The organism is Mycetocola sp. BIGb0189 (assembly GCF_024810155.1).
GTDB lineage: Bacteria > Actinomycetota > Actinomycetes > Actinomycetales > Microbacteriaceae > Mycetocola > Mycetocola lacteus.
In genome coordinates, this window is sequence record NZ_JANUED010000004.1 from 202,070 (window position 1) to 222,014 (window position 19,945).

The 19,945-nt window shown below is 66.6% G+C and carries 22 protein-coding genes; 16 read left to right on the plus strand and 6 right to left on the minus strand.

Annotation, left to right across the window (positions count from 1 at the left end; genetic code table 11):
* Positions 1-76: 76 nt before the first annotated feature.
* The gene (locus tag M2390_RS08010; RefSeq protein ID WP_259177927.1) at positions 77-1,390 is read right to left on the minus strand and encodes an O-acetylhomoserine aminocarboxypropyltransferase/cysteine synthase family protein; all 1,314 of its coding nucleotides are present in this window, start codon (positions 1,388-1,390) and stop codon (positions 77-79) included.
* A 252-nt stretch (positions 1,391-1,642) separates the two neighbouring features.
* Here M2390_RS08010 and M2390_RS08015 point away from each other — a divergent pair, with 252 nt between their 5' ends.
* From M2390_RS08015 to M2390_RS08025, 3 genes are read left to right on the plus strand one after another with little or no spacing between them, the layout of a single operon-like run.
* The gene (locus tag M2390_RS08015; protein WP_259177928.1) at positions 1,643-2,683 is read left to right on the plus strand and encodes a putative FMN-dependent luciferase-like monooxygenase; all 1,041 of its coding nucleotides are present in this window, start codon (positions 1,643-1,645) and stop codon (positions 2,681-2,683) included.
* 49 nt (positions 2,684-2,732) lie between these two features.
* Positions 2,733-3,425, plus strand: coding sequence for a CMD domain protein (locus M2390_RS08020; RefSeq protein WP_259177929.1), 693 nt, complete (start codon positions 2,733-2,735; stop codon positions 3,423-3,425).
* A complete protein-coding gene (locus tag M2390_RS08025) occupies positions 3,422-4,042 on the plus strand; it encodes an alkylhydroperoxidase domain protein (RefSeq protein WP_259177930.1) in 621 nt (206 codons plus the stop codon). Before M2390_RS08020 ends, M2390_RS08025 begins: the two co-directional genes overlap by 4 nt.
* 57 nt (positions 4,043-4,099) lie before the next feature.
* Here the strand turns inward: M2390_RS08025 and M2390_RS08030 are convergent, their stop codons facing one another.
* The gene (locus M2390_RS08030; protein ID WP_259177931.1) at positions 4,100-4,555 is read right to left on the minus strand and encodes an SRPBCC domain-containing protein; all 456 of its coding nucleotides are present in this window, start codon (positions 4,553-4,555) and stop codon (positions 4,100-4,102) included.
* Between the two features lie 273 nt (positions 4,556-4,828).
* Here M2390_RS08030 and M2390_RS08035 point away from each other — a divergent pair, with 273 nt between their 5' ends.
* The 4 genes from M2390_RS08035 to M2390_RS08050 all read left to right on the plus strand — a co-directional run bounded on the left by M2390_RS08035 (position 4,829) and on the right by M2390_RS08050 (position 8,927).
* Positions 4,829-5,755: a methylenetetrahydrofolate reductase gene (locus M2390_RS08035; protein WP_259177932.1), complete on the plus strand. Its 927-nt coding sequence runs from the start codon at positions 4,829-4,831 to the stop codon at positions 5,753-5,755.
* A complete protein-coding gene (gene metE / locus M2390_RS08040) occupies positions 5,752-8,064 on the plus strand; it encodes a 5-methyltetrahydropteroyltriglutamate--homocysteine S-methyltransferase (RefSeq protein ID WP_259177933.1) in 2,313 nt (770 codons plus the stop codon). Before M2390_RS08035 ends, metE begins: the two co-directional genes overlap by 4 nt.
* 61 nt (positions 8,065-8,125) lie before the next feature.
* Positions 8,126-8,251 carry a hypothetical protein gene (locus M2390_RS08045; RefSeq protein WP_259177934.1) on the plus strand — a complete coding sequence of 42 codons (126 nt, stop codon included), beginning with the start codon at positions 8,126-8,128 and terminating at the stop codon, positions 8,249-8,251.
* 73 nt (positions 8,252-8,324) lie between these two features.
* Complete coding sequence (locus tag M2390_RS08050; protein ID WP_259177935.1) at positions 8,325-8,927, plus strand: CueP family metal-binding protein; 603 nt, start codon at positions 8,325-8,327, stop codon at positions 8,925-8,927.
* Here the strand turns inward: M2390_RS08050 and proC are convergent.
* A complete protein-coding gene (proC, locus tag M2390_RS08055) occupies positions 8,924-9,766 on the minus strand; it encodes a pyrroline-5-carboxylate reductase (RefSeq protein ID WP_259177936.1) in 843 nt (280 codons plus the stop codon). The two genes, M2390_RS08050 and proC, sit on opposite strands and share 4 nt — an antisense overlap.
* 66 nt (positions 9,767-9,832) lie before the next feature.
* Between proC and M2390_RS08060 the strand changes: the two genes are divergently transcribed.
* Positions 9,833-10,336: a hypothetical protein gene (locus tag M2390_RS08060; RefSeq protein ID WP_030149168.1), complete on the plus strand. Its 504-nt coding sequence runs from the start codon at positions 9,833-9,835 to the stop codon at positions 10,334-10,336.
* Between the two features lie 29 nt (positions 10,337-10,365).
* Complete coding sequence (locus M2390_RS08065) at positions 10,366-11,289, plus strand: cation diffusion facilitator family transporter (RefSeq protein WP_259177937.1); 924 nt, start codon at positions 10,366-10,368, stop codon at positions 11,287-11,289.
* A 12-nt stretch (positions 11,290-11,301) separates the two neighbouring features.
* Here M2390_RS08065 and tadA read toward each other — a convergent pair whose 3' ends face one another.
* A complete protein-coding gene (gene tadA / locus M2390_RS08070; RefSeq protein WP_259177938.1) occupies positions 11,302-11,781 on the minus strand; it encodes a tRNA adenosine(34) deaminase TadA in 480 nt (159 codons plus the stop codon).
* Positions 11,782-11,822: 41 nt separating this feature from the next.
* Here tadA and upp point away from each other — a divergent pair, with 41 nt between their 5' ends.
* The 4 genes from upp to M2390_RS08090 all read left to right on the plus strand — a co-directional run bounded on the left by upp (position 11,823) and on the right by M2390_RS08090 (position 14,971).
* Complete coding sequence (gene upp / locus M2390_RS08075) at positions 11,823-12,455, plus strand: uracil phosphoribosyltransferase (protein ID WP_030149165.1); 633 nt, start codon at positions 11,823-11,825, stop codon at positions 12,453-12,455.
* Between the two features lie 435 nt (positions 12,456-12,890).
* Positions 12,891-13,679 (plus strand): winged helix-turn-helix domain-containing protein, encoded by a 789-nt coding sequence (locus M2390_RS08080; protein ID WP_259177939.1) that lies wholly within the window; start codon positions 12,891-12,893, stop codon positions 13,677-13,679.
* A gap of 154 nt (positions 13,680-13,833) precedes the next feature.
* Positions 13,834-14,112: a helix-turn-helix domain-containing protein gene (locus tag M2390_RS08085; protein ID WP_030149163.1), complete on the plus strand. Its 279-nt coding sequence runs from the start codon at positions 13,834-13,836 to the stop codon at positions 14,110-14,112.
* Between the two features lie 457 nt (positions 14,113-14,569).
* On the plus strand, positions 14,570-14,971 hold the full coding sequence (locus tag M2390_RS08090; RefSeq protein WP_259177940.1) for a hypothetical protein: 402 nt from the start codon (positions 14,570-14,572) through the stop codon (positions 14,969-14,971).
* A 70-nt stretch (positions 14,972-15,041) separates the two neighbouring features.
* Here the strand turns inward: M2390_RS08090 and M2390_RS08095 are convergent, their stop codons facing one another.
* Positions 15,042-16,190: an AI-2E family transporter gene (locus M2390_RS08095; protein WP_259177941.1), complete on the minus strand. Its 1,149-nt coding sequence runs from the start codon at positions 16,188-16,190 to the stop codon at positions 15,042-15,044.
* Positions 16,191-16,613: 423 nt separating this feature from the next.
* Between M2390_RS08095 and M2390_RS08100 the strand changes: the two genes are divergently transcribed.
* Genes M2390_RS08100 through M2390_RS08110 form a run of 3 tightly spaced genes read left to right on the plus strand, consistent with a single transcriptional unit; the run spans position 16,614 to position 18,779 of the window.
* Positions 16,614-16,964, plus strand: a complete 351-nt coding sequence (locus tag M2390_RS08100; RefSeq protein WP_259177942.1) for a hypothetical protein — start codon at positions 16,614-16,616, stop codon at positions 16,962-16,964.
* On the plus strand, positions 16,961-17,395 hold the full coding sequence (locus tag M2390_RS08105; RefSeq protein WP_259177943.1) for a MarR family winged helix-turn-helix transcriptional regulator: 435 nt from the start codon (positions 16,961-16,963) through the stop codon (positions 17,393-17,395). Before M2390_RS08100 ends, M2390_RS08105 begins: the two co-directional genes overlap by 4 nt.
* A 7-nt stretch (positions 17,396-17,402) precedes the next feature.
* Positions 17,403-18,779 carry a deoxyribodipyrimidine photo-lyase gene (locus M2390_RS08110; protein ID WP_259177944.1) on the plus strand — a complete coding sequence of 459 codons (1,377 nt, stop codon included), beginning with the start codon at positions 17,403-17,405 and terminating at the stop codon, positions 18,777-18,779.
* Here M2390_RS08110 and M2390_RS08115 read toward each other — a convergent pair.
* Positions 18,776-19,900: a hypothetical protein gene (locus tag M2390_RS08115; protein WP_259177945.1), complete on the minus strand. Its 1,125-nt coding sequence runs from the start codon at positions 19,898-19,900 to the stop codon at positions 18,776-18,778. The two genes, M2390_RS08110 and M2390_RS08115, sit on opposite strands and share 4 nt — an antisense overlap.
* Between the last annotated feature and the right edge of the window lie 45 nt (positions 19,901-19,945).

Sequence of the window (19,945 nt, forward strand, 5' to 3'; positions counted from 1 at the left end):
CGCCTCCGCAGCGGTTCGAGATCCGTCGCGCACCGAGGCCCCGCGGGACTCTGACCGCGGGGCCTGCTTGCTCGGCCTAGTACCCGGCGGCGCTCACCGCGTCGAGGGCGTGGCCGAGGTCGGCAATGATGTCCCCGGCGCTCTCGATCCCGATCGAGAGGCGCACCAGACCCGGGGTGATGCCCACGGCCAGGCGCTCCTCCTCGGTGAGCTTGGCGTGGATCGTGGAGCCCAGGTGGATCGCCAGGGAGCGCACATCGCCGATGTGGGTCATCGGGGTCACCAGGTCAAGCGCGTCGATAAAGATGCGGGCGGCGTCGCGGCCCCCGGCGAGGTCAAACGAGACGATCGATCCGGCCCCCTGCGGCAGGTACTTTCGGGTCAGTGGATAGTACGGGCTGCTCTCCAGGCCCGGATAGTGGATCTGTCGCAGCGCCGGATGTCCCTCGAACTCGCGGGCCACGGCGAGCGCGTTGTCTACGTGTCGTTCCATCCGCAGCGAGAGGGTTTCGATGCCCTGCAGCAGCAGGAAGGTCGAGGTGGGCGGCACGGTGGGTCCGTATTCGAGGATCGTGACCGTACGCAGGAACCCCAGGTACGCCCCGGCCCCGAAGCGCTCCACGGCCGAGCCGACGCCGGGACGCGGCGAGGTGGTGAGGTGCGGGAAGCGGTCGCCGTTCGCGGCCCAGTCAAACGTCCCGCCGTCGATGACCGCACCGCCGATCACCGAGCCATGGCCGGCCAGCCACTTGGAGGTGGAGTGGATCACGATGTCCGCACCCCATTCGATCGGTCGACAAAGATAGGGGGTGGCCACCGTGGAGTCCACCACCAGCGGAACACCGGCGGCGTGGGCGATATCCGCGAGCGCCGCGATATCCACCACGTCGCCCAGCGGGTTGGGGATGGTCTCGGTGTAGATCGCCCGGGTGCGCTCGGTCACCTTCGAGTGCCACACCTCGGCCGGAGCATCGGCGGGGACGTATTCGACGCTGAGTCCCTGCCTTGCCAGCGAGGTGCGGAACATCTCGCGGGTGCCCTCATACAGGTTGGTGGTGGCCAGGATGTGGTCGCCGGTCTGGGCGAGCGCAAACAGGGTCACCGCGATGGCCGCCTGCCCGCTGCCCACCAGAACCGCATCCACCCCGCCCTCCAGGTCGGCAATGCGCTTGGCCGCGACGATGTTGGTTGGGTTGTCATTACGGGAGTACGCCCGACGACTGGATGCCCCGGCGAAGCGCTCCTCCCCGTCATCAAAACTGGAAAAGCGGTACCCCGCGGTCTGATAGATCGGGGTCACCCGGGCGGTGGTTTCGGCATCGTTGATCTCTCCGGCGTGAATCTGCCGGGTCTCAAAGCCATAGGACGGGGAACCTGTGTGCGCTGACATGGGGCCACGCTACTCGCGGGATCCCTCCCGAGTCACCCCCTGGGTAACACACGGCAATCTTCTCTTCCCGGGCCTGTCACACGCGTTCATCTGCCGACGCATAAGGACACGATTGCCGGATGCGGGATTCCACGCTCCTAGGCTGACACCGCAGCCTGTGACCCACACCCGATTCGCATTCGGATGCGGCATCCCGGGCGCTCCCGCCGCAGCGATGCCCGGGAGTTCGATTTACAACGCAAGGGGAGACACATGTCAACGATTCGAGGTGAGAAGAAACTCGGCTTCTTTACCCGGGTACTGGATCAGGTGGGCTCCGGGGACAGGCTTCGCCTCGCACTCGAACAGATTGTGCACGCCGAATCCTTCGGTTACGACTCCGCCTGGGTCGCCCAGCACCACTTCAACCCGCATGAGGGCGGACTGCCCAGCCCGTTTGTGTTCCTGTCCCATGTGGCCGCCCACACCCAGCGCATCCGGCTGGGCACCGGCATCGTGACCCTCCCGCTGGAAAACGCGGTCAGGGTTGCCGAGGATGCCGCCGTCTTTGACCTGCTCTCGGGTGGACGCCTGGAACTTGGAGTCGGCAGCGGCGGAACCCCCAGCGCGTTTGCCACGTTTGGGCGCAACCCCGCCGACCGCTCGCGCGACTTCGCCGCGGGCCTGCGGGTGCTGCGTCAGGCGCTCGCCGGGGAACCGTTGGGCCGCAATCGCAACCGGCTCTCCCCGCCCGCACCCCGGCTGGCCGAGGCGATCTGGCAGGCGACGTTCTCCCCCGCCGGCGGCACCCGTGCCGGACGCGCGGGCGACGGCCTGCTGCTTTCGCGCACCCAGCAGCGCTCCCCGCGCACCCCGAACCTGACCCTCGCCGAAATCCAGGGCCCCATCGTGGATGCCTACCTGGAGGCCCTGCCCGCCGGGGTCTCCCCGCGCATCTCCGGGGCCCGCACCGTGTTTGTGGCCGATGATCGCCGTACCGCGCTGCGCTTTGCCGAGGCCGGATTGCGGCGGGCGGCGGCGCAGTTCCGCGCGGCCGGTCAGATCGTGCTGGGTGACACCCTGCCCGAGCTGATCGCCGAGTTTGACGTACACCTGGGAACCCCGGAGGAGGTCACCGCCTCGCTCTCGGCCGACCCGATCCTCGAGCGCGCCACCGATCTGGTGTTCCAGGTGCACTCGGTGGATCCCCCGCACGAGTACATCCTGCGCTCGATCGAGCTGATCGCCACCCAGGTGGCCCCCGCCCTCGGCTGGGCACCGGCGATCGGCAGCCCGGCACCCGCACTGTCCTAGATCGTTTCACCCCCGCTTCGCCTCAGCTTCGCCTCGAAAGGAATTCAGCATGACCCAGGATCTGATTGATCACCTGGTCGGGATCACCCCCGGCTCCCCGGTGGACCTTGTCCGCTCGCGCCGCCCCGAAGCCCGCGCCAACGCGCAGGCCAGCTATGACGCGCTGCTGGAACCGGCCGAGCCCGGCGCGGTGTCCGCGGTGGATCGGTATGCGCTCGCCGCATTTGTCACGGCGATCAGCGCCGAACCCGCCACCGCCGGGTTCTACCGCGAGTACCTGAGTGAACTGGACACCCATGTGGGTGCGCGAATCGAGTCGCTGGCCGCCGCGGCCGCCGCCTCCGGTCCGTTTGGGCACTATCCCTCGGCCGCGCTGGCATCCGAGAACACCGAGGGTCTGCGCTTCGAGGTCCCCGAGGCCGATCGCGCGGCCCTCGGCGCACCGCTGGCCGCGGCCCTGGAACACGCACACCTGCTGGTGTTCCGCCCCAGGGAGGCGAGCGCCGCCGCGCTGCAAAAGCTGCTGGATGCGGGCTGGGATGAAACCTCGATCGTGGTGATCTCGCAGCTCATCGCGTTCCTGAGCTTCCAGCTGCGCCTGGTCGCGGGCCTGCGCCTGCTGGCTCAGGACCCGGCCACGACCGGCATCATCACCGACCACGCCCACGCCGAGACTACCGGCGGGGGCACCGCCGAGAGCACCGAGCACACTCACGCCGAGACCGTAGGAGCACACGCATGAGCGAGACCACACCGGGACAGGTCCTGGGCTACCCCGAACTGCGCGCCCCCGAGGTCTTCACCCGCGACGGTCTGGGCTGGGTTCCGTGGATCGCCCCGATCCCCGAGGATGAGCTGACCGCCGAGCACCTCACCGCGCTGGTGGACAAAAACCGCGCGAAGCTGCCCTACTTCCGCCTACTGGTCCGCGATCCCGAGGCGCTGCGTGCACGTACCGCGACCGACAACGACATCTTCTATAACACCGATGCGGGCCTGCCCCGTGCCGACCGGGAGCTGTCCGCGGTGGCCGCCTCGCGCAGCAACGGCTGCCTGTTCTGTGCCTCGGTGCACGCACGCTTCGCGACCCAGCAGTCGGGCCGCGCCGAGGACATCGACCGCATCCTCGCCGACGGCATCAACTCCGCTCAGGATGAGCGCTGGAGCGCCATCATCGACGCCTCGGTGGCGCTAACCGCAACCCCGGTCGCCCTGTCCCAGGACCACCTCGATGCGCTGCGCGCAGCGGGCCTCGACGACCTGGAAATCGCCGATGCCCTGCACGGTGCCGCCTTCTTCAACTGGGCGAACCGCCTGATGCTCTCCCTGGGCGAGCCGGAGCTCCCGGCTGCCCGCTAGTCCACACGCACAGGCGCGGGGTCCGGTTTCGAGCCCCGCGCTTTGTGTGTACCGCGACTACGCCTGGCTGGGCAGCAGGTCGTCGAGGAAGCCCTGCCAGCCGGCCAGCGCCGCAGCCTGCTGCTCGGGGGCGAAGCCGGGGGTTTCCTGGCTGAAGTGGATCAGGGTGCCGTCGACGCCATCCTCGGCGGCCGGGGCAAGGGTGACCACCACGGCGGCACGCTCGGGCTCTGCCGGGTTGTCGGTCAGGGTGAAGACGAAGCGCTCGTTGGGCACAATCTCCAGAAAGTCGCCCGCCCAGTTGATCGTGTTTCCATCCGGCAGCACCATCGTGGCCTTCCAGGTGCCCTCGATCTCGGGGGCAAAGTCGAGCTGGTCGAGAGGCACCTCGATCGTGTTCCCGCCAAACCAGCGGGCGAAGTGCTGCGGGGTGGTCCACGCCTCAAAAACCTCGGCGGGACTCGCCTCAAAGAACCGATCGATCTCGATGCCGTCGGCGGTAATTCCGGTCATGATGCCTCCTGGGTTGAGTGCGCGGGACGGGGCTCGCAGGGCCGTGCAGCAGTGCGAGAATCCCACCCGTTAAATGCACCACGAACGAGCCTCCGAGTCAACCACCAACGTCCGCCGAAACATGCCGTAACACCAGGAAGAAACCTGCCGTAATACTCGCCGGTTTGCCCCTCCCGCGTTGTTAGTCTCGGGTCACGGCATCGCCAGACGATGCCCGGAGCGAGCACCGAGCCCGGTATCCGCCCCACCGATATTTTCCCCAAGGAGATAGGTGTGGCTACTACCTTTTCATTTGAGCTTTACCCGCCCCGATCGGCCGCCGCTGCCGATGCGCTCGAGGTGTCCCTCGCGCACCTGGTGGCATCCGGACCCGAGTTCATCTCGGTGACCTACGGAGCCGGCGGCACCACCACCGACCGCTCCCTACGGGTCCTCCAACAGCTGCGCGCGGGCGGGGTCGACGCGATGGCACATCTCACCTGCGTGGGCTCCTCCTACGCCGAGGCCTCGGCGATGATCCACGAGTTTCTCGACGCCGGGATCACAAAGTTTCTGGCGCTGCGCGGCGATCCTCCGGCGGGCGCGAAGGAGGGCGAGAACTTCCTCGGCGACCTCGGGTCCGCCGGCGAGCTGGTGCAGCTGATCCACCGCATCCGCGCCGAAAAGGCCCAGTTCGTCCAGCCTCCGCTGGCCGGATTCCCGCGGGGCACCCGGCTCGCGCCGCAGCCCAAGGTCACCATCGCCGTGGCCGCGTTCCCCAACGGTCACCCACGCTCGCGCTCGGTCTCGCAGGATCTCGACACCCTGCTGGCCAAGGAGGCGGCCGGGGCGAACCTGGCCATCACCCAGCTGTTTTTTGATCCCGAAGACTATCTGCGCTTTGTGGATCAGGCCCGGGCCGCGGGCATCACGATGCGTATCCTCCCGGGGATCATGCCCGTGCTCAGCCCCGAGCGGCTGCACCGCATCGTGCAGCTCACCGGAGAAAAGCTTCCCACCGAACTGCTGCGAAAGCTCGAAGCGGCGGGATCCCCCGAGGCGCAGTTTGAGGTGGGCGTGGACCATGCCACCAGCCTCAGCCGCGCCCTCCTGAACGGCGGCGCCAGCGGCCTTCACCTCTATACCTTCAACCAACACCCGGCCGTCCTGCGCATCCTGCGCGAGACCGGTCTCTACGTCCCCGTAAAGGAATACGCATGACCCACACACCGTTCCCCACCGGCACCATCCTCGGCTATCCGCGGATCGGTCCGCGCCGTGAGCTCAAGCGCGCGGTCGAGGCCTTCTGGGCCGGCAAGACCTCCGCCGAGGAGCTGGAGACCACCGCCCGCGAGCTGCGTGCCGGTACCCGCGAGCGCCTGGCCGCACTCGGCCTGGGCCGCGCGGACTCCTCGATCCCCGAGGCTTTCAGCTACTACGACCAGGTACTCGATGCCGCGGTCACCGTGGGTGCGATTCCCACCCGTTTCGAGCGTCTGGTGGCCGAGGATGGCACCGTCGACCTCGCCGGCTACTTCACCATCGCCCGCGGTGAGGGCGCGGATGTGCCCGCCGAGATGACCAAGTGGTTCGACTCGAACTACCACTACCTGGTGCCCGAAATCGGCCCCGACACCACCTTCCACCTGGCCTCGCGTCGCCTGGTTAACGAGGTCATCGAAGCCCGCGAGCAGGGCTTTGTCACCCGCCCGGTGATCGTCGGCCCGGTCACCCTGCTGGCCCTCGCCAAGCCCGCCGTGGATGCCCCCGCCGGCTTCACCCCGATCTCGCGCCTCGACGACCTGCTGCCCGTCTACGCCGAACTGCTGGCCGCCCTGCGCGCCGCCGGTGCCGAGTGGGTGCAGCTGGATGAGCCGGCCCTGGTGAGCGAGAGCATCGAGGTGCCCCGTGCCGAGCTGCTGGCGGCCGCAGCCCGCGCCTTCGAGGTGCTGGGAGGCGAGAGCGAACGTCCGCAGATCTTCGTCGCCGCCCCCTATAACGACCTCGGCGACGCCCTGCCGGTGCTGCTGAACAGCCCGGTTGAGGCGATCGGCGTGGACCTGGTCCGCGGCGCAGTGCCCACCGGTTTCGAAACCTCAAAGACCCTCGTCGGCGGCGTGATCGACGGTCACAACATCTGGCGCGGCGACCTCGCCGGTGTCTGGGAGACCCTGGAGAGCCTGCGCGCGCTGAGCCCCAACGTCGCCGTCTCCAGCTCGACCAGCCTGTTCCACGTCCCGCAGGACGTGACCGTGGAGACCAAGCTCGATCCGCGCCTGGTCTCCTGGCTGGCCTTCGCCGACCAGAAGGTGGGACAGATCGCCCTGCTCGCCACCGCCCTGACCGAGGGTCCCGTTGCGATCTCGGCCGAGCTGGCCGAGGCCACCGCCGCCCTCGCCGACCGCCACTCGGCGCCCGGCGTGCGCGACGGTGCCGTGCGTGAGCGCGCGGCCGCCCTGACCGACGCCGACTTCACCCGCGGGGATTACACCGAGCGCCTGAGCGCCCAGGACGCGGCCCTCGGCCTGCCCCCGCTGCCGACCACCACGATCGGTTCGTTCCCGCAGACCGGCGACATCCGCCGCGAGCGCGCCCGCTTTGCCCGCGGGGAAATCACCGAGACCGAGTACCGCGGCGCGATGGAGGATGAGATCCGCCGCGTGGTTGACCTCCAGGAGGAGATCGGCCTGGACGTGCTGGTGCACGGCGAGCCCGAGCGCAACGACATGGTCCAGTACTTCGCCGAGAATCTCGACGGTTTTGCCGTGACCGAGCTCGGCTGGGTGCAGAGCTACGGCAGCCGCTGTACGCGTCCGTCGCTGCTGTGGGGCGACGTGTCGCGTCCGGCACCGATCACCGTGGACTGGTCCACCTTTACCCAGTCGCTCACCGCCAAGCCGGTCAAGGGCATGCTGACCGGTCCGGTCACGATCCTCGCCTGGAGCTTTGTCCGCGATGACCAGCCGCTGGCCGACACCGCCAACCAGGTGGCCCTGGCCCTGCGCGACGAGATCGCCGATCTGGAGGCCGCCGGCATTGGCATCATCCAGGTGGATGAGCCCGCACTGCGCGAGCTGCTGCCGCTCAAGCTCGCCGACCAGCCCTCCTACCTCGACTGGTCGGTGGGATCCTTCCGCCTGGCCACCTCGGGTGTGGCCCAGGAAACCCAGATCCACACCCACCTCTGCTACTCGGAGTTTGGCGTGGTGATCGACGCGATCAACCGCCTGGATGCCGACGTGACCTCGATCGAGGCCGCCCGCTCCAAGATGGAGGTTGTGCCGGACATCGAGCGCTCGGGCTTTGGCCGCGGCATCGGTCCGGGCGTCTACGACATCCACTCGCCGCGCGTGCCCAGCGTCGCCGAGGTCACCGAGCTGCTGCAGACCGCGCTGGGGTCGATCCCGCAGCGCCAGGTCTGGGTCAACCCGGACTGCGGCCTGAAGACCCGCGGCTATGACGAAACCGTGGACTCGCTGCGCAACATCCTGGCGGCAACCCGCACCGTGCGCGAGACGCTGAGCGCCTAGCCCACACCCAAGCGGCGGGGTCGGAGAGCATTCTCCGGCCCCGCCGCTGCGTTGCGGGCGAGTGCATGGACTGCGGCGCGAGGCCGTCCGGAATCTGCTGACCGAGGCGCAGCTCTCTCAGAGCGACGCCGGTGCCCTGCTCGGGCTCTCCTACCAGCGGGTGCAGCAGCTGGCGAAGACGGTCTAGGCAACCGACAGCCCCGGCATCACCCTCCGCCCGTTTTTACCATTGGCGAAGCGGCGCTGGTTAGCGTGAAGACATGTCGACGCACATCACAAAGGTTGCCCTGTCCGCCACACCGCTGCTGCTTGCGCTCACCCTCGGCCTCGCCGGGTGCACCGCCGACGCCGCGGCTCCCTCGTCACCGACCTCCGCCGGGGATGTCCACAGCACCCTTGCCACCCATGGGCTGGAGGGACTCGATGCCCGCGGAGTGATCGACAAGCTGGAGGCGACCTCCCTGGATCAGCGCCCGCGCGATCTGATGGCCTCGGTGCGCCCGGCGACCCTGATGCTCACCGATCAGTCCGGGCAGACCTCCGAGCTGCCGATGCCAGCGGATGAGTTCTACCTGTCGGTCGCACCGTACCAAAACAGCTCACACGACTGCTTCTTCCACAGCCTCACCACGTGCCTCGGCGAGCTCCAGGATGCCGAGGCCGAGGTGACGGTCACCGACTCAACCGGCGAGAAGATCCTCGATCAAAAACTCACCACCAACAACAACGGCTTCGTCGGAATCTGGCTCCCCCGCAACATCAGCGGAACCCTCACCATCTCCCAGGACGGAAAGTCCGCAACCACGCAGATCGCCACCGGCGATGAGGACCCCACCTGCCTCACCACCATGAAGCTTGGCTAGCTGCCGGCCGCGAGCTCCTTGGCCCGCGCCAGGGCGGCATCGGTCGCGCGGATGAACATCTGGTCCAGACCGGCGTCGCTCATCACCGCGAGCGCACGCTCGGTGGTGCCCTTGGGGCTGGTCACGTTGATCCGCAGCTGAGTCGGGGTCTGGTCCGATGCGGCCAGGAGTTCGGTCGCCCCACGGAAGGTGCCCTGCACCAGCAGGTCGGCCTCGTCCGGGCTGAATCCCTTCTCGATGGCGGCGGCGGTGAGCGCCTCGATCAGCGCAAACACGTAGGCGGGACCGGAGCCGGAGATGGTGCTGAGCGCGTCGATCCGGTCCTCGGCCACCTCCAGCACCTCACCCACGGTCTCAAAGACCGCACGCACGGCGGCCATCGCGGCCGCATCGGCGCGGGTACCCGGGGCGATACCGGTGACCGCGCGACCCACCACGGCGGGGGTGTTTGGCATCGAGCGCACCACAATCGCGGTGTCGGGCAGGATCGACTCGAAGGTTTGGATGGTCACGCCCGCGGCCAGGCTCACCACGATCGCACCGGGCTTGAGCGCCGGGGCAATCTCGGCGAGCAGGTCCGGGACCATGCCGGGCTTCACGCCGATCAGGATGATGTCGGCACCGGCGGCGGCCTCACGGTTGCCCTCGGGGTTCTCGTTCAGCGCGATGCCGGTCACACCCTCCAGCTTCGACAGCGCCTGGGCCTTTTCCGGCGTGCGGTTGGTCGCGATCACCGGGCTGGTGGCGGTGGCTCCCGAGGCGACGAGGCCGGAGAGAATCGCCCCGCCCATCGAACCGGTACCGAGGAATGCGATGCTGGGTGCGTTCGTGGAGGTCATTCCCCCATCCTAAATCCGCGCCGTGTGCGCATGCCCGCGTGGCGTGATTCGGATTACCCTGGGACCATGAACCTCGAGCCGCTACTGCTTCGCCTGGACCGTATCGCCGGTGGATCGCGCGCCTCCGAACGCATCGCCGAGGAGGCTCGCACGCATCCGCGCACGGTGCGAGCATTCCGGGCGGTGACGATCCTGCTGCTGATCGAGCTGGTGCTCGGCATCGTCGCCGTGGTGATCGCGCTCGTCCTGCTGGGACGCGGCGAACACGTGCCGCTGTCGGTATGGACGCGCAGCGTGGTGGTCCTCGGCATGACCGCGACCCTGTTCTACTTCTCCTGGCGCGCGCAGCTGGGCTGGTCCTGGGGATACTCGCGGCTGCGCCTGTTCAGCAAGATTTTCCCCGTGGTGACCCTCGTGCTCGCGGCGATCCCCGGGTTCTACCCGGTGTGGATGATCACCGAGCAAATCATCTTCAGCCTGATCCTGATCGGTGTGGCCGACTACCTCGACTCCGACCATATGCGCGACACCTTCCGTCGCCCCACCCCGCCGGCTACCGTGCGGGACTAGGATGTGATCCACCACACGAGGGGGATCACATGAGTACACAGGGCGGCAATCGTGCCATCATCGCGGCGCTGCTGGCAAATGTCGGCATCGCGCTGACCAAGTTCATCGCCTGGTTCTTCTCCGGTTCGGCGTCGATGCTCGCCGAGGGTGTGCACTCCCTCGCCGACTCGGGCAACCAGCTGCTGCTTCTGCTGGGCGGAAGAAAATCGCGTCGTCTGGCCGACGAGGAGCACCCGTTCGGGTACGGACGCGAGCGCTACGTCTATGCGTTTGTGGTCTCGATCATCCTGTTCTCGGTCGGTGGCGTGTTCTCGATCTATGAGGGCATCAATAAGCTCACCCACCCGCATGAGCTGGAAATGTGGTGGCTGCCTATGGTGGTACTGACGGTCGCGATCGGGCTCGAGGGCTTCTCCCTGCGCACGGCGATCCGCGAGTCCAACCACACCCGGGGCACCCAGTCCTGGATCCAGTTCATCCGCCGCGCCAAGGCCCCCGAGCTGCCCGTTGTGCTGCTGGAGGACGTGGCCGCGCTGATCGGTCTGGTGCTCGCCTTCCTCGGCGTCGGCCTCACCGTCATCACCGGCAACGCCACCTGGGATGCGATCGGCACCCTGGCGATTGGTGCGCTGCTGGTCCTGGTCGCGATCGTGCTGGGCATCGAGACCAAGAGCCTCCTGGTGGGTGAGGGGGCCACCGCCGAACAGGCCACCGCGATTCGGGATGCCATCGTGGCCGGACCCGAAGCCGAAGCCGAGCGGATCATTCACCTGAAGACCCTCTATCTGGGACCCGAGGAGATCATGGTGGCGGCAAAAATCGCCGTGGATCCGGCCCGCACGGTCGCCGAAGTCTCCGAAAACATCAACGTGATCGAGGCCCGTATCCGTGCCGCCGAACCGATGGCGCGCGTGATCTATCTCGAACCCGACGTGGATCGCGAGCGGGTTTAGCCTCCGGCCGAACTACAGGTCGGTCGGGCTCGCCAGGGTCTCCCGGAAAAACTCCACCAGGATGGCCGCGCACTCGGCCTCGCGCACGCCCCCGACGACCTCGGCCCGGTGGGCGAGGCGGCGATCCCGCAGCAGGTCAAACGCGCTGCCGGCGGCACCGGCCTTGTCCTCCCAGGCTCCAAAGACCACGCGTGGGATGCGGGCGGCGAGGATCGCCCCGGCACACATGATGCACGGCTCCAGGGTGACCACCAGGGTCAGATCACGCAGCTGCCAATCCCCCCGTGCCGCGGTGGCCGCACGAATCGCCTCGATTTCGGCGTGCGCGGTGGGATCGTGGCGGGCCTCCTTGAGGTTAAATCCGGTTGCCACCACGGTACCCGCGGAGTCAACCAGAATGGCTCCCACCGGGACATCCGCACTTTCCGCGGTCAGGCGCGCCTGCTCCAGGGCCAGGCCCATCCAGCGCTCATCTTCCGCGCGCACACTCATTACCACCGCAAGGTTCCCTTCACCCAGGTATTGTTAACAGTATGCGAGTGCACGTAGCCGATCACCCCCTGATCACCCACAAACTGACGGTCCTGCGGGACAAGAACACCCCGTCGCCGATCTTCCGGTCCCTCACCGAGGAGCTGGTCACCCTGCTCGCGTATGAGGCAACCCGTGAGGTTCGCACCGAGACGGTCGAAATCGAGACCCCGGTCACCACCACCACCGGACTCGCGATCTCCTCGCCGCGTCCGCTCGTGGTCCCCATCCTGCGCGCCGGTCTGGGCATGCTCGAGGGCATGGTCAAGCTGCTCCCGACCGCCGAGGTCGGATTCCTGGGCATGCTGCGCGATGAGGAAACCTTCGAGCCGAAGACCTACGCCGAGCGTCTGCCGGATGATCTGTCGGGCCGCCAGTGCTTCGTCCTGGACCCGATGCTCGCAACCGGCGGTTCGCTGGGTGCGGCGATCAAGTTCCTCTTTGACCGTGGCGCAGACGACGTCACCGCGATCTGCCTGCTGGCCGCCCCCGAGGGTGTGGCCGCACTGGAGAAGCTCACCGAGGGCCGCGACGTCAAGCTGGTGCTGGGCACGGTGGACGAGCGTCTGGACGAGCACGGCTACATCGTTCCCGGTCTGGGTGACGCGGGCGACCGCCTCTACGGCCTGGTCTAAAACTTCGTCCCTGGCACACGGTCAGGGCCCACGGCGGCATCGGTTTTCCGGTGCCGCCGTTTTTTGTCCCCCCAATCAAGGGTGATCAGTTGACAGCACGCTTCGCTCTGGGCATAATCGGCATATGACTGAATTCGCGCGTACCCGGAGCTCCCTCGAGTCTCATGGGACTGTGGGCATGATGATGCCCCGTAGCGCTGTCATGTGTTGTCGAATGTGCAGCTAGCTCGCTAGCTTCCGCCACCGTCTCCGCCCCGCTTCTCCTCATCCAGAAGAAGACTCGGCGTCGAGACCCGGAGCGTTTTTGAACGCGACTCCCCCGGAACGACCTTCCGATTCGTCGATCCGGATACACACAACACACCCGTCGTAACGGCCCGGCCGAGGCACTCGCCCCCGGATGACCGTCGACACCAAAACCTTTAGGGACTTCTCATGTCGATCACCACCACCATCTCCGCCCCCGCCACCCGCAGCGCCGAGGCTGACCGCATCGCCACCGCGCTGACCGCCGGACGTACCACCACCAGCACCGCGGTGCCCGCAGTCGCCCCGGTTGTGGCCGCGGCACCCGCCGCTCCCGCAGCCCCGCGTCTGCGTTCGGTTCCCGAGGGCACCGAGGCTCGCGGCTTCGTGCTCTACGTCGGGCTGGATGAGGCCAAGGCCCTGGCCGATGGCTCGAGCCTGGGCCAGGTAGTGCAGGCTCTCAAGGACCTCGCCGCCCAGATCGCTCCCGCTTCGGAAACCTACGCGGCCGTTGCTCTTGCACCCGCCGGTGCCGGTGGCCGCGACATCGACGTGGTGCGCCTGGCCCTGCAGGAGCCGGCAGCCCTGGCTCGTCACCGCGACACCGAGGAGAGCCACACCGGCGAGCTCGACCGCGCACACGCCGGCGTCGTGATTGACCTCTCCCGCAAGCGTCTGGCTCTGGACAACACCGCCGTCTCGCTCACCTTCAAGGAGTTCGAGCTGCTGCAGTACCTGGTGCTGCGCGAGGGGCGCACCGTGGATCGCGCCGAGCTGATCGGTGCCCTGTGGAACCCCGAGGACGAGGAGGCCGCTCCGAACGAGCGCACCATCGACGTCCACATCCGTCGCCTGCGGGCCAAGCTTGACCGCTACGAAGACATCGTCCGTACCGTTCGCGGCGTCGGCTACCGTTTTGACCGTCACGCAGACGTCACCATCCGCTACGCTTCGGCACCGAGCCCCGACCTCTTTTAGACGGCGAGCGGCCACGGTCGCAACGTCATATTCGGCGTATATCGGGGTTCATCAGCCCGAAAACCGAGCAGTCTTCTGGAATTTCACCGGATTCACAGGCGATTGTCACACGGGTATGGCCCTAGACTGAGACAATCGCTTACATGCTGGTCTTATGGAACACTTCGCCGAGACACCTACCTGGTCCCAGTATGCCAATCTCCTGGGCAGTTCGCTCCGTCATCTTCGACTCGGGCGCGGCCTCAGCCAGGAGCAGGTCGCAATGGCGGCCGGAATTAGCCGATACACCTATCAGAAGTTCGAAAAGGGCGAGTCTCGCCCGGGAACCTCAGCCAACCCCTCGCTCCAAAACGTCCTCGCACTTAGCCAGGTCTTCGGAGTACCGATTGAGGAGCTGCTGCCCAGCACCCCGCCGGATCTCAGCGACCGCTAGCGCTCCCACGCAGCGCGCCGCTGTCGTTCATCGTCTCTCGGCACGAGCCCTCCTGCGCTACGCCGAGCAGGAGGATCATCTTCCATCGGCACGCCCCTCACCATCCGATCCATGAGTGTCGGAGGGTCGAGTTAGGCTCAGAATGTGCCGGTGAAGGGATCCACCGATGAAAACAGCCCTGCTTCACCCACGGCGTTCGGCACCCACCGGGTCCGAACCCTCAACGCCCTCCGACGGTGCCATTCCCCCGGCACCGGGGCCCGCAGCCCTCGCCGCGGAACATGCCCACTCAGAGAATGCTCCTCCGCCCGAGCGCGGTCATGCACGGGTGCGCCCACCGGAGGCGGCGTCCGTAACCGCCAAAACAGTAACCGCCAAAACAGCGCCCACAGAAACAGTGCCTACCGGGGCTGGGCCTACCGAGGCTGTGCCTCCCGGGGCTGCGCCTCCCGGGGCTGTGCCCACCGAGACCGCGCTGGCCGGGGCGGCGTCTGCCACGTTGACGCGTTCCGAGAAGGAGCGTTCCGAGTCGGAACTTTCCGAGTCGGAGCTGCTCGATGCAGAGAGTGCCCGTGGGGAGCCTCGCTGGCTGGCGAGCGTCGCCACCGTACTGCAGAGCGGGCCGGTACCCGAGCTCCAACCCGTGCTGCTCGATATCATCGTGAATCCGCAGGTACCGCCGGCTGAGCCGGTGGTTGTGATCCACTCCGATGAGCATGGAGAACACCTGGTGCTCACACCCGAGAGTGCAAGGCGACTGGGCAGCGTCCTCACCACGCTGTTCCCCGATGATGAGTCACGCGCGGCACCGCTTCCGCCCGCTGATCACACGGAACCGCCACCGGGGAGCGTCCGATGAGGCACTAACGCAGGGTGCCCCGCACACCCCTACGGGACGTGCGGGGCACCTCAGTGGACGCCGTGCGCGACTAGGACACCGCGGCGACCTTACGGTCCTGGCGCGGCCACACCACCTTCTGCACGATGATGATCACCGAGGCAGCGACCGGAATAGCCGCCAGCGCCCCGAGCACACCGCCGATGGTGCCACCGGCAACGGCGGCAATGACCACCATCGCCCCGGGGACCGCAACCGCACGACTCATGATGCGCGGGGAAATGATGTAGGCCTCCACCTGCAGGTAGATCAGGTAGTAAATACCCGTAATCAGCGCCAGGCTGGGGTCCACCAACAGGCAGATCAGGGTGTTCAGGATCGACGCACTCAGGGTACCCACAAGCGGAATCAGGGACCCAATGAAGGCGAAGAATGCCAGCAGGAACGGCATTGGTGCCTGAATGATCGACAACAGAATCAGGCTGAGCACACCATTGATCAGGGCAAGCGATACCTGCCCCACCACATAGCGTCCGACGGCACCGGTGATGTCCTCGGAGATCTTGGCGAAACCCGCACGCTGGTACGCGGGAACAAAGCGGTACACGGTCTGCTTCATCGAGCGCAGCGAGGCCATAAAGTACAGGGTCAGAATCAGCACGATGATCAGCCCGGTGATGCCGCTGGCAACACCGGCCCCCACCTGGGCGAGGCCTCCGCCGATCGCCACCAGGTTTTTGGGATCTCCCAGGAAGTCGGTGGCCCCCTTGATGACCTGCTTGATGTCCACGGAATCACCCAGCAGCTTCTGGATCTGGAGCACAATGTCATTCTTCTGGAAGTCCGAAGCAAAGCCCGGGAAATCCCGAATCAGGTTCGAGGACTGCTCCACAAGCACCGGAATGACGGCCAAGAGGAGGCCCGCCAGGGCGGCCAAAACCACCAGCACCACCGCGGCAATCGCCGCGGGACGTGGCATCCGCTTCTCAAGCCAGGAAACCAGCGGGTCGAGACCCAGCGCCAGGAATAGGGCGATGCCGATGTACACCAGGACGGTACTCAGCTGGCTGACAATACCCCCGAGCAGGAGCGCAATAAGCACACCCAGGGTACCCACCAGGCCGATCCGAAACGCGTTAACGTGTACGCCGGATCCTCCCGCAGGCTCACGGTGCAGTCCCACATCGCCGCCGGAACTCAGCCGAGGTTCCGCATCGGGGCGCGTCGCCTTCTTCTTCATCCGTGTCTCCTCACGTGTGTGCGGCGCTTGAGCGCCCGCACGGGGTCGGGGTTCAATTGTGGACCCAAAATCCCCACATCGGCGGATTTCCGGGGAATCAACATCCGTGCCGTGCGCAGATTCGGGCCCGCAGACCACCAAATACCGCTATGCGGCAAACTCCCAGCCACCGAGACGGTCAAGCCCTGGTAATCGTTACCTGGATGTTATATATTCGTACTGCGTTCGAAGTTTTGCTGTGACGACGAAACGCACATGTGATTGCAGGACACTCTTGGTGCAAGGGGAAGGGCCGATCGTACGCCTCTACGATCGGCCCTTGTTCATGTCCACGCACCCCGCGTCCGTTATTCCCCCAACCGGTGCGCCAGGGGCGAAACTTCCAGCTCCATCGCAGACCCGCGAACGCGGTACGCTGGGAGGATGACGCAGGCCACCGATTCCGCACGCGAACTCCGCGCCCTCAAGGTGCTGGGTGCCGCATGCTTTGGTGGCGGCCTGCTCTTCACCGCGGTGGGCATCCTGCTGATCGTGCTGGGAGCGCTCAACGGACCCTGGTATCTGACCCTGATCGGTGCGGGAGTTCTCCTCACCGGTCTCAGCACATCGTTTTGGGGCATGGTGATGCTCTACCGCTCGCTGATCCGCGCAAACCCTGCCCTCGCGATCAACGTGAACGATCCCGAGACACACGATCTTGAGTCCAACGACCCCGAGATCACCGACCACGAACACGCGAGTTCGGACACCTCCGAAACCGGCGATCCGCGATGAACGGTGCGGTAGAAGCCTGGGAATCGCTGTTCCGCGCGCAGGTGGGCATCATGCGCCGGCTGAGTGAGGACTTCCCGATGGGTGGCCTCACGATGAACGAGTACGACGTGATGTTCACGCTCTCCCGCCAGCCCGGCCGCAAAGCCAAGCTGCGCGATCTGAACCGGCTGGTGCTGCTGAGCCAGCCCAGCGTGAGCCGACTCATCGACAAGCTCTCGGCCGAGGGGTTTGTCACCAAGGAAGCCGATCCGGATGATCGCCGCGGCATGATCATCACCCTCACCGAGGAGGGCTTCTCGGCCTACCGTCCGGTGGCCCGCGCCCATATGCGTACGATTGAATCGATCATCGGCGGAGCCCTCAGCCCCGCCGAAATCGAGTCCATGTTTGCCCTGACCGAGAAGCTGCGCTGCCCCGAATTCGACGATTAGGTTCCCGATGAGCACCCCCTCCCCCGCCGCCCTGATCTGGTTTCGCCGCGACCTGCGCGTGGGTGATCATCCGGCACTGACCGCCGCGCTGGAATCCCACGAGCGTGTGATCGCCGTGTTTGTGCTGGACGAGCCGAGCCTGCGCCCGATCGGTGGGGCCTCCCGCTGGTGGGTTCACGGTGCACTGGACTCATTGGCCACGGACCTCGCCGAGCTGGGTATCCCGCTCGAGCTGCGCACCGGAGATCCCGTGGCCGCACTGCACACGCTGGCCGCCGAACAGAACGCCAACCGCGTGTATGCCACCGCACGCCCCGGCGCGGCTGAGGCGGAGCTGGACGCCCGGGTACACACGGAGCTCGGGTCCCACGGCATCGAGGTCCATTTTTCCGCCCCGGATCTGCTGGTGGATCCCGGGCTGCGCACCGGAGAGGGCCGCCCGTACACGGTGTTCACCCCGTTTTGGAAGCGGGCACTGGATGAGCTTGCCCGGCGTCCTCCGCGCGCGGTCCTGCCAGTTCCCCAGCCCGCCCGCACCCCAACCGCGGTCAACTCCGCGGCATTCGCGGCCGCACTGGACCACCTCGAACTTCGTCCCACCTCCCCCAACTGGGCGGAAAACTGGGACACCTACTGGAGCCCGGGCGAGGCCGGTGCCCACGAGCGTCTGGCCGACTTCCTGGACGAGGACATGGGCGATTATCCCGATCTGCGTGACCGTCCCGACCGCTCGGTGACCTCGCGCCTGTCCCCGCACCTGGTGTGGGGCGAGATCACGGTGTCCACGATCTGGCATGCCGTGGATGAGCATCGGCGCACGCACCCCGGGCAGGGGGCCAGCTTCCTCAGTGAGCTGGGCTGGCGCGAGTTCGCGCACTACCAGCTGTTCCACTTCCCCAAGCTGGCCACCGATCCCTGGCGGCCCAGCTTCGCGAATTTCCCCTGGCCCGAGGCTGACCCCGAGCTGCTGCGCGCCTGGCAGACTGGCACCACCGGAATCGACCTGGTCGATGCGGGGATGAACGAGCTGTGGCAGACCGGCACCATGCACAACCGCGTGCGGATGGTGGTCGCCTCGCTGCTCACCAAGAACCTGCTCCAGCATTGGCGGGCCGGCGAGGAGTGGTTCTGGGACACCCTGGTGGATGCCGATCCCGCCGCGAACCCGTTCAACTGGCAGTGGGTGGCCGGCAGCGGTGCCGATGCGGCCCCCTATTTCCGCATCTTCAATCCCGAGCTGCAGGCCAAAAAGTTTGACCCCAACCGCGAATACATCCGCCGCTGGGTGCCCGACACCGGCCTGCGCACTGCCCCGATCGTGGACCTCAAGGTCTCCCGTGAGGCAGCCCTGGAGGCCTACCGCAAGCGGGATAATCCGGTCTAAGACCTCGTGACTCGGGCCTGTTTCCTTTCTTCCCTGCGCAGAGCCTGGCGCGCAGCGCGCCGCGCGGTATACGCGCGGTCAACGCCGTAAAGCCGGTCCTGGCAACGCCGGGTAAATGCCTGACCGGCACTGAGGACCTCGGCCCGAGTCAATTGCGCGAGGCGAATGAACGGCAGGCCCAGGTTTCCCTCCAACCCCTCACGCTTTTTCAGCGCGTCTGGATAGGGTCCGTCACCGGCCGCCCAAAGCAGGAGATCCGTGACCTGCGCGATCTCCCACGACACCTGCGCTACCGCCCCAATCGGCGACTGGTTGCGCAACGGGCTGGACCATGCCTGCCGGCGTAACGCACGAAGCTGACGGATAAGATTCTCGTGATTGTGGGGCGAGGCCAAGGCAAGATTGGCCTCTGAAAACGCAGTAATCAGGAGAGCATGTCGCTGCTCAAGCGTGTTAAAGCCCCGACGATGCCAAGCAATCACCGATCCCAACACGGCAACCGCAATCGGCAGCAGGATCGTGAGCGCCTGCAGGGACACCTCACCGTCAAGCTGCACCTGTCTGATCCCGACCGCGGGGAGCGTCACAATCGAGGCCACCAGCACCCCGGTCCAGAGGCGCTGAGTTTCCATAATCTGTGTGGGTCGGGGCTTGTGTACGGCTACCAGGAGCGGAGAAGCCGCCACCGAGACCATCAGGGTGAACCCCAAAATGAGAAGGCTCAGCATTATCGAAGCCCAGATCAATGTGCCGCCCTCGCCGCCCTGGTCAAAGCCGGGAACCGCATACAGGCTCACAGCAAAAATCACCTGCGCCAGAATCCCCAGCAGCACAATGCCGTACAGGACAAAATACGCCCAGAGCCGTGCCGACTGAAGCCAACGAGCAACGCGCCGATAAGCCGCAGCACTAAGCCGGAGGACCGTCCCAACCGCCAATAGAAGCAGGCCGAGAATCAGAAGGACAAATCCCACGAATGGCTCGGCCCAGATCAACGCCGGGACACTTCCCAGCATGGCCAACGCACCCGTGATCTGTGCGGCGCGCGTGTTCCAGCTTTGACGGCGTTTGCGTTGAGGGAACCGTGGGTCCACTTCCCAGGCCTGTGGCGTGATGCTCAACTCTTTGGCGACCTCCCAGAGCGAGAGGACCGCCCGGGGAGTCTT

What these genes read in the sequence shown, in the direction of transcription:
- metE (WP_259177933.1), top strand. Translation starts at nt 5,752, where the DNA reads ATGACCCACACACCGTTCCCCACCGGCACCATCCTCGGCTATCCGCGG.
- M2390_RS08105 (WP_259177943.1), top strand. Translation starts at nt 16,961, where the DNA reads ATGAACGGTGCGGTAGAAGCCTGGGAATCGCTGTTCCGCGCGCAGGTG.
- M2390_RS08025 (WP_259177930.1), top strand. Translation starts at nt 3,422, where the DNA reads ATGAGCGAGACCACACCGGGACAGGTCCTGGGCTACCCCGAACTGCGC.
- M2390_RS08060 (WP_030149168.1), top strand. Translation starts at nt 9,833, where the DNA reads ATGAACCTCGAGCCGCTACTGCTTCGCCTGGACCGTATCGCCGGTGGA.
- M2390_RS08010 (WP_259177927.1), bottom strand. Translation starts at nt 1,390, where the DNA reads ATGTCAGCGCACACAGGTTCCCCGTCCTATGGCTTTGAGACCCGGCAG.
- M2390_RS08095 (WP_259177941.1), bottom strand. Translation starts at nt 16,190, where the DNA reads ATGAAGAAGAAGGCGACGCGCCCCGATGCGGAACCTCGGCTGAGTTCC.
- M2390_RS08085 (WP_030149163.1), top strand. Translation starts at nt 13,834, where the DNA reads ATGGAACACTTCGCCGAGACACCTACCTGGTCCCAGTATGCCAATCTC.
- tadA (WP_259177938.1), bottom strand. Translation starts at nt 11,781, where the DNA reads ATGAGTGTGCGCGCGGAAGATGAGCGCTGGATGGGCCTGGCCCTGGAG.
- M2390_RS08065 (WP_259177937.1), top strand. Translation starts at nt 10,366, where the DNA reads ATGAGTACACAGGGCGGCAATCGTGCCATCATCGCGGCGCTGCTGGCA.
- M2390_RS08080 (WP_259177939.1), top strand. Translation starts at nt 12,891, where the DNA reads ATGTCGATCACCACCACCATCTCCGCCCCCGCCACCCGCAGCGCCGAG.
- M2390_RS08015 (WP_259177928.1), top strand. Translation starts at nt 1,643, where the DNA reads ATGTCAACGATTCGAGGTGAGAAGAAACTCGGCTTCTTTACCCGGGTA.
- M2390_RS08050 (WP_259177935.1), top strand. Translation starts at nt 8,325, where the DNA reads ATGTCGACGCACATCACAAAGGTTGCCCTGTCCGCCACACCGCTGCTG.
- upp (WP_030149165.1), top strand. Translation starts at nt 11,823, where the DNA reads ATGCGAGTGCACGTAGCCGATCACCCCCTGATCACCCACAAACTGACG.
- M2390_RS08110 (WP_259177944.1), top strand. Translation starts at nt 17,403, where the DNA reads ATGAGCACCCCCTCCCCCGCCGCCCTGATCTGGTTTCGCCGCGACCTG.
- M2390_RS08100 (WP_259177942.1), top strand. Translation starts at nt 16,614, where the DNA reads ATGACGCAGGCCACCGATTCCGCACGCGAACTCCGCGCCCTCAAGGTG.
- proC (WP_259177936.1), bottom strand. Translation starts at nt 9,766, where the DNA reads ATGACCTCCACGAACGCACCCAGCATCGCATTCCTCGGTACCGGTTCG.
- M2390_RS08020 (WP_259177929.1), top strand. Translation starts at nt 2,733, where the DNA reads ATGACCCAGGATCTGATTGATCACCTGGTCGGGATCACCCCCGGCTCC.
- M2390_RS08030 (WP_259177931.1), bottom strand. Translation starts at nt 4,555, where the DNA reads ATGACCGGAATTACCGCCGACGGCATCGAGATCGATCGGTTCTTTGAG.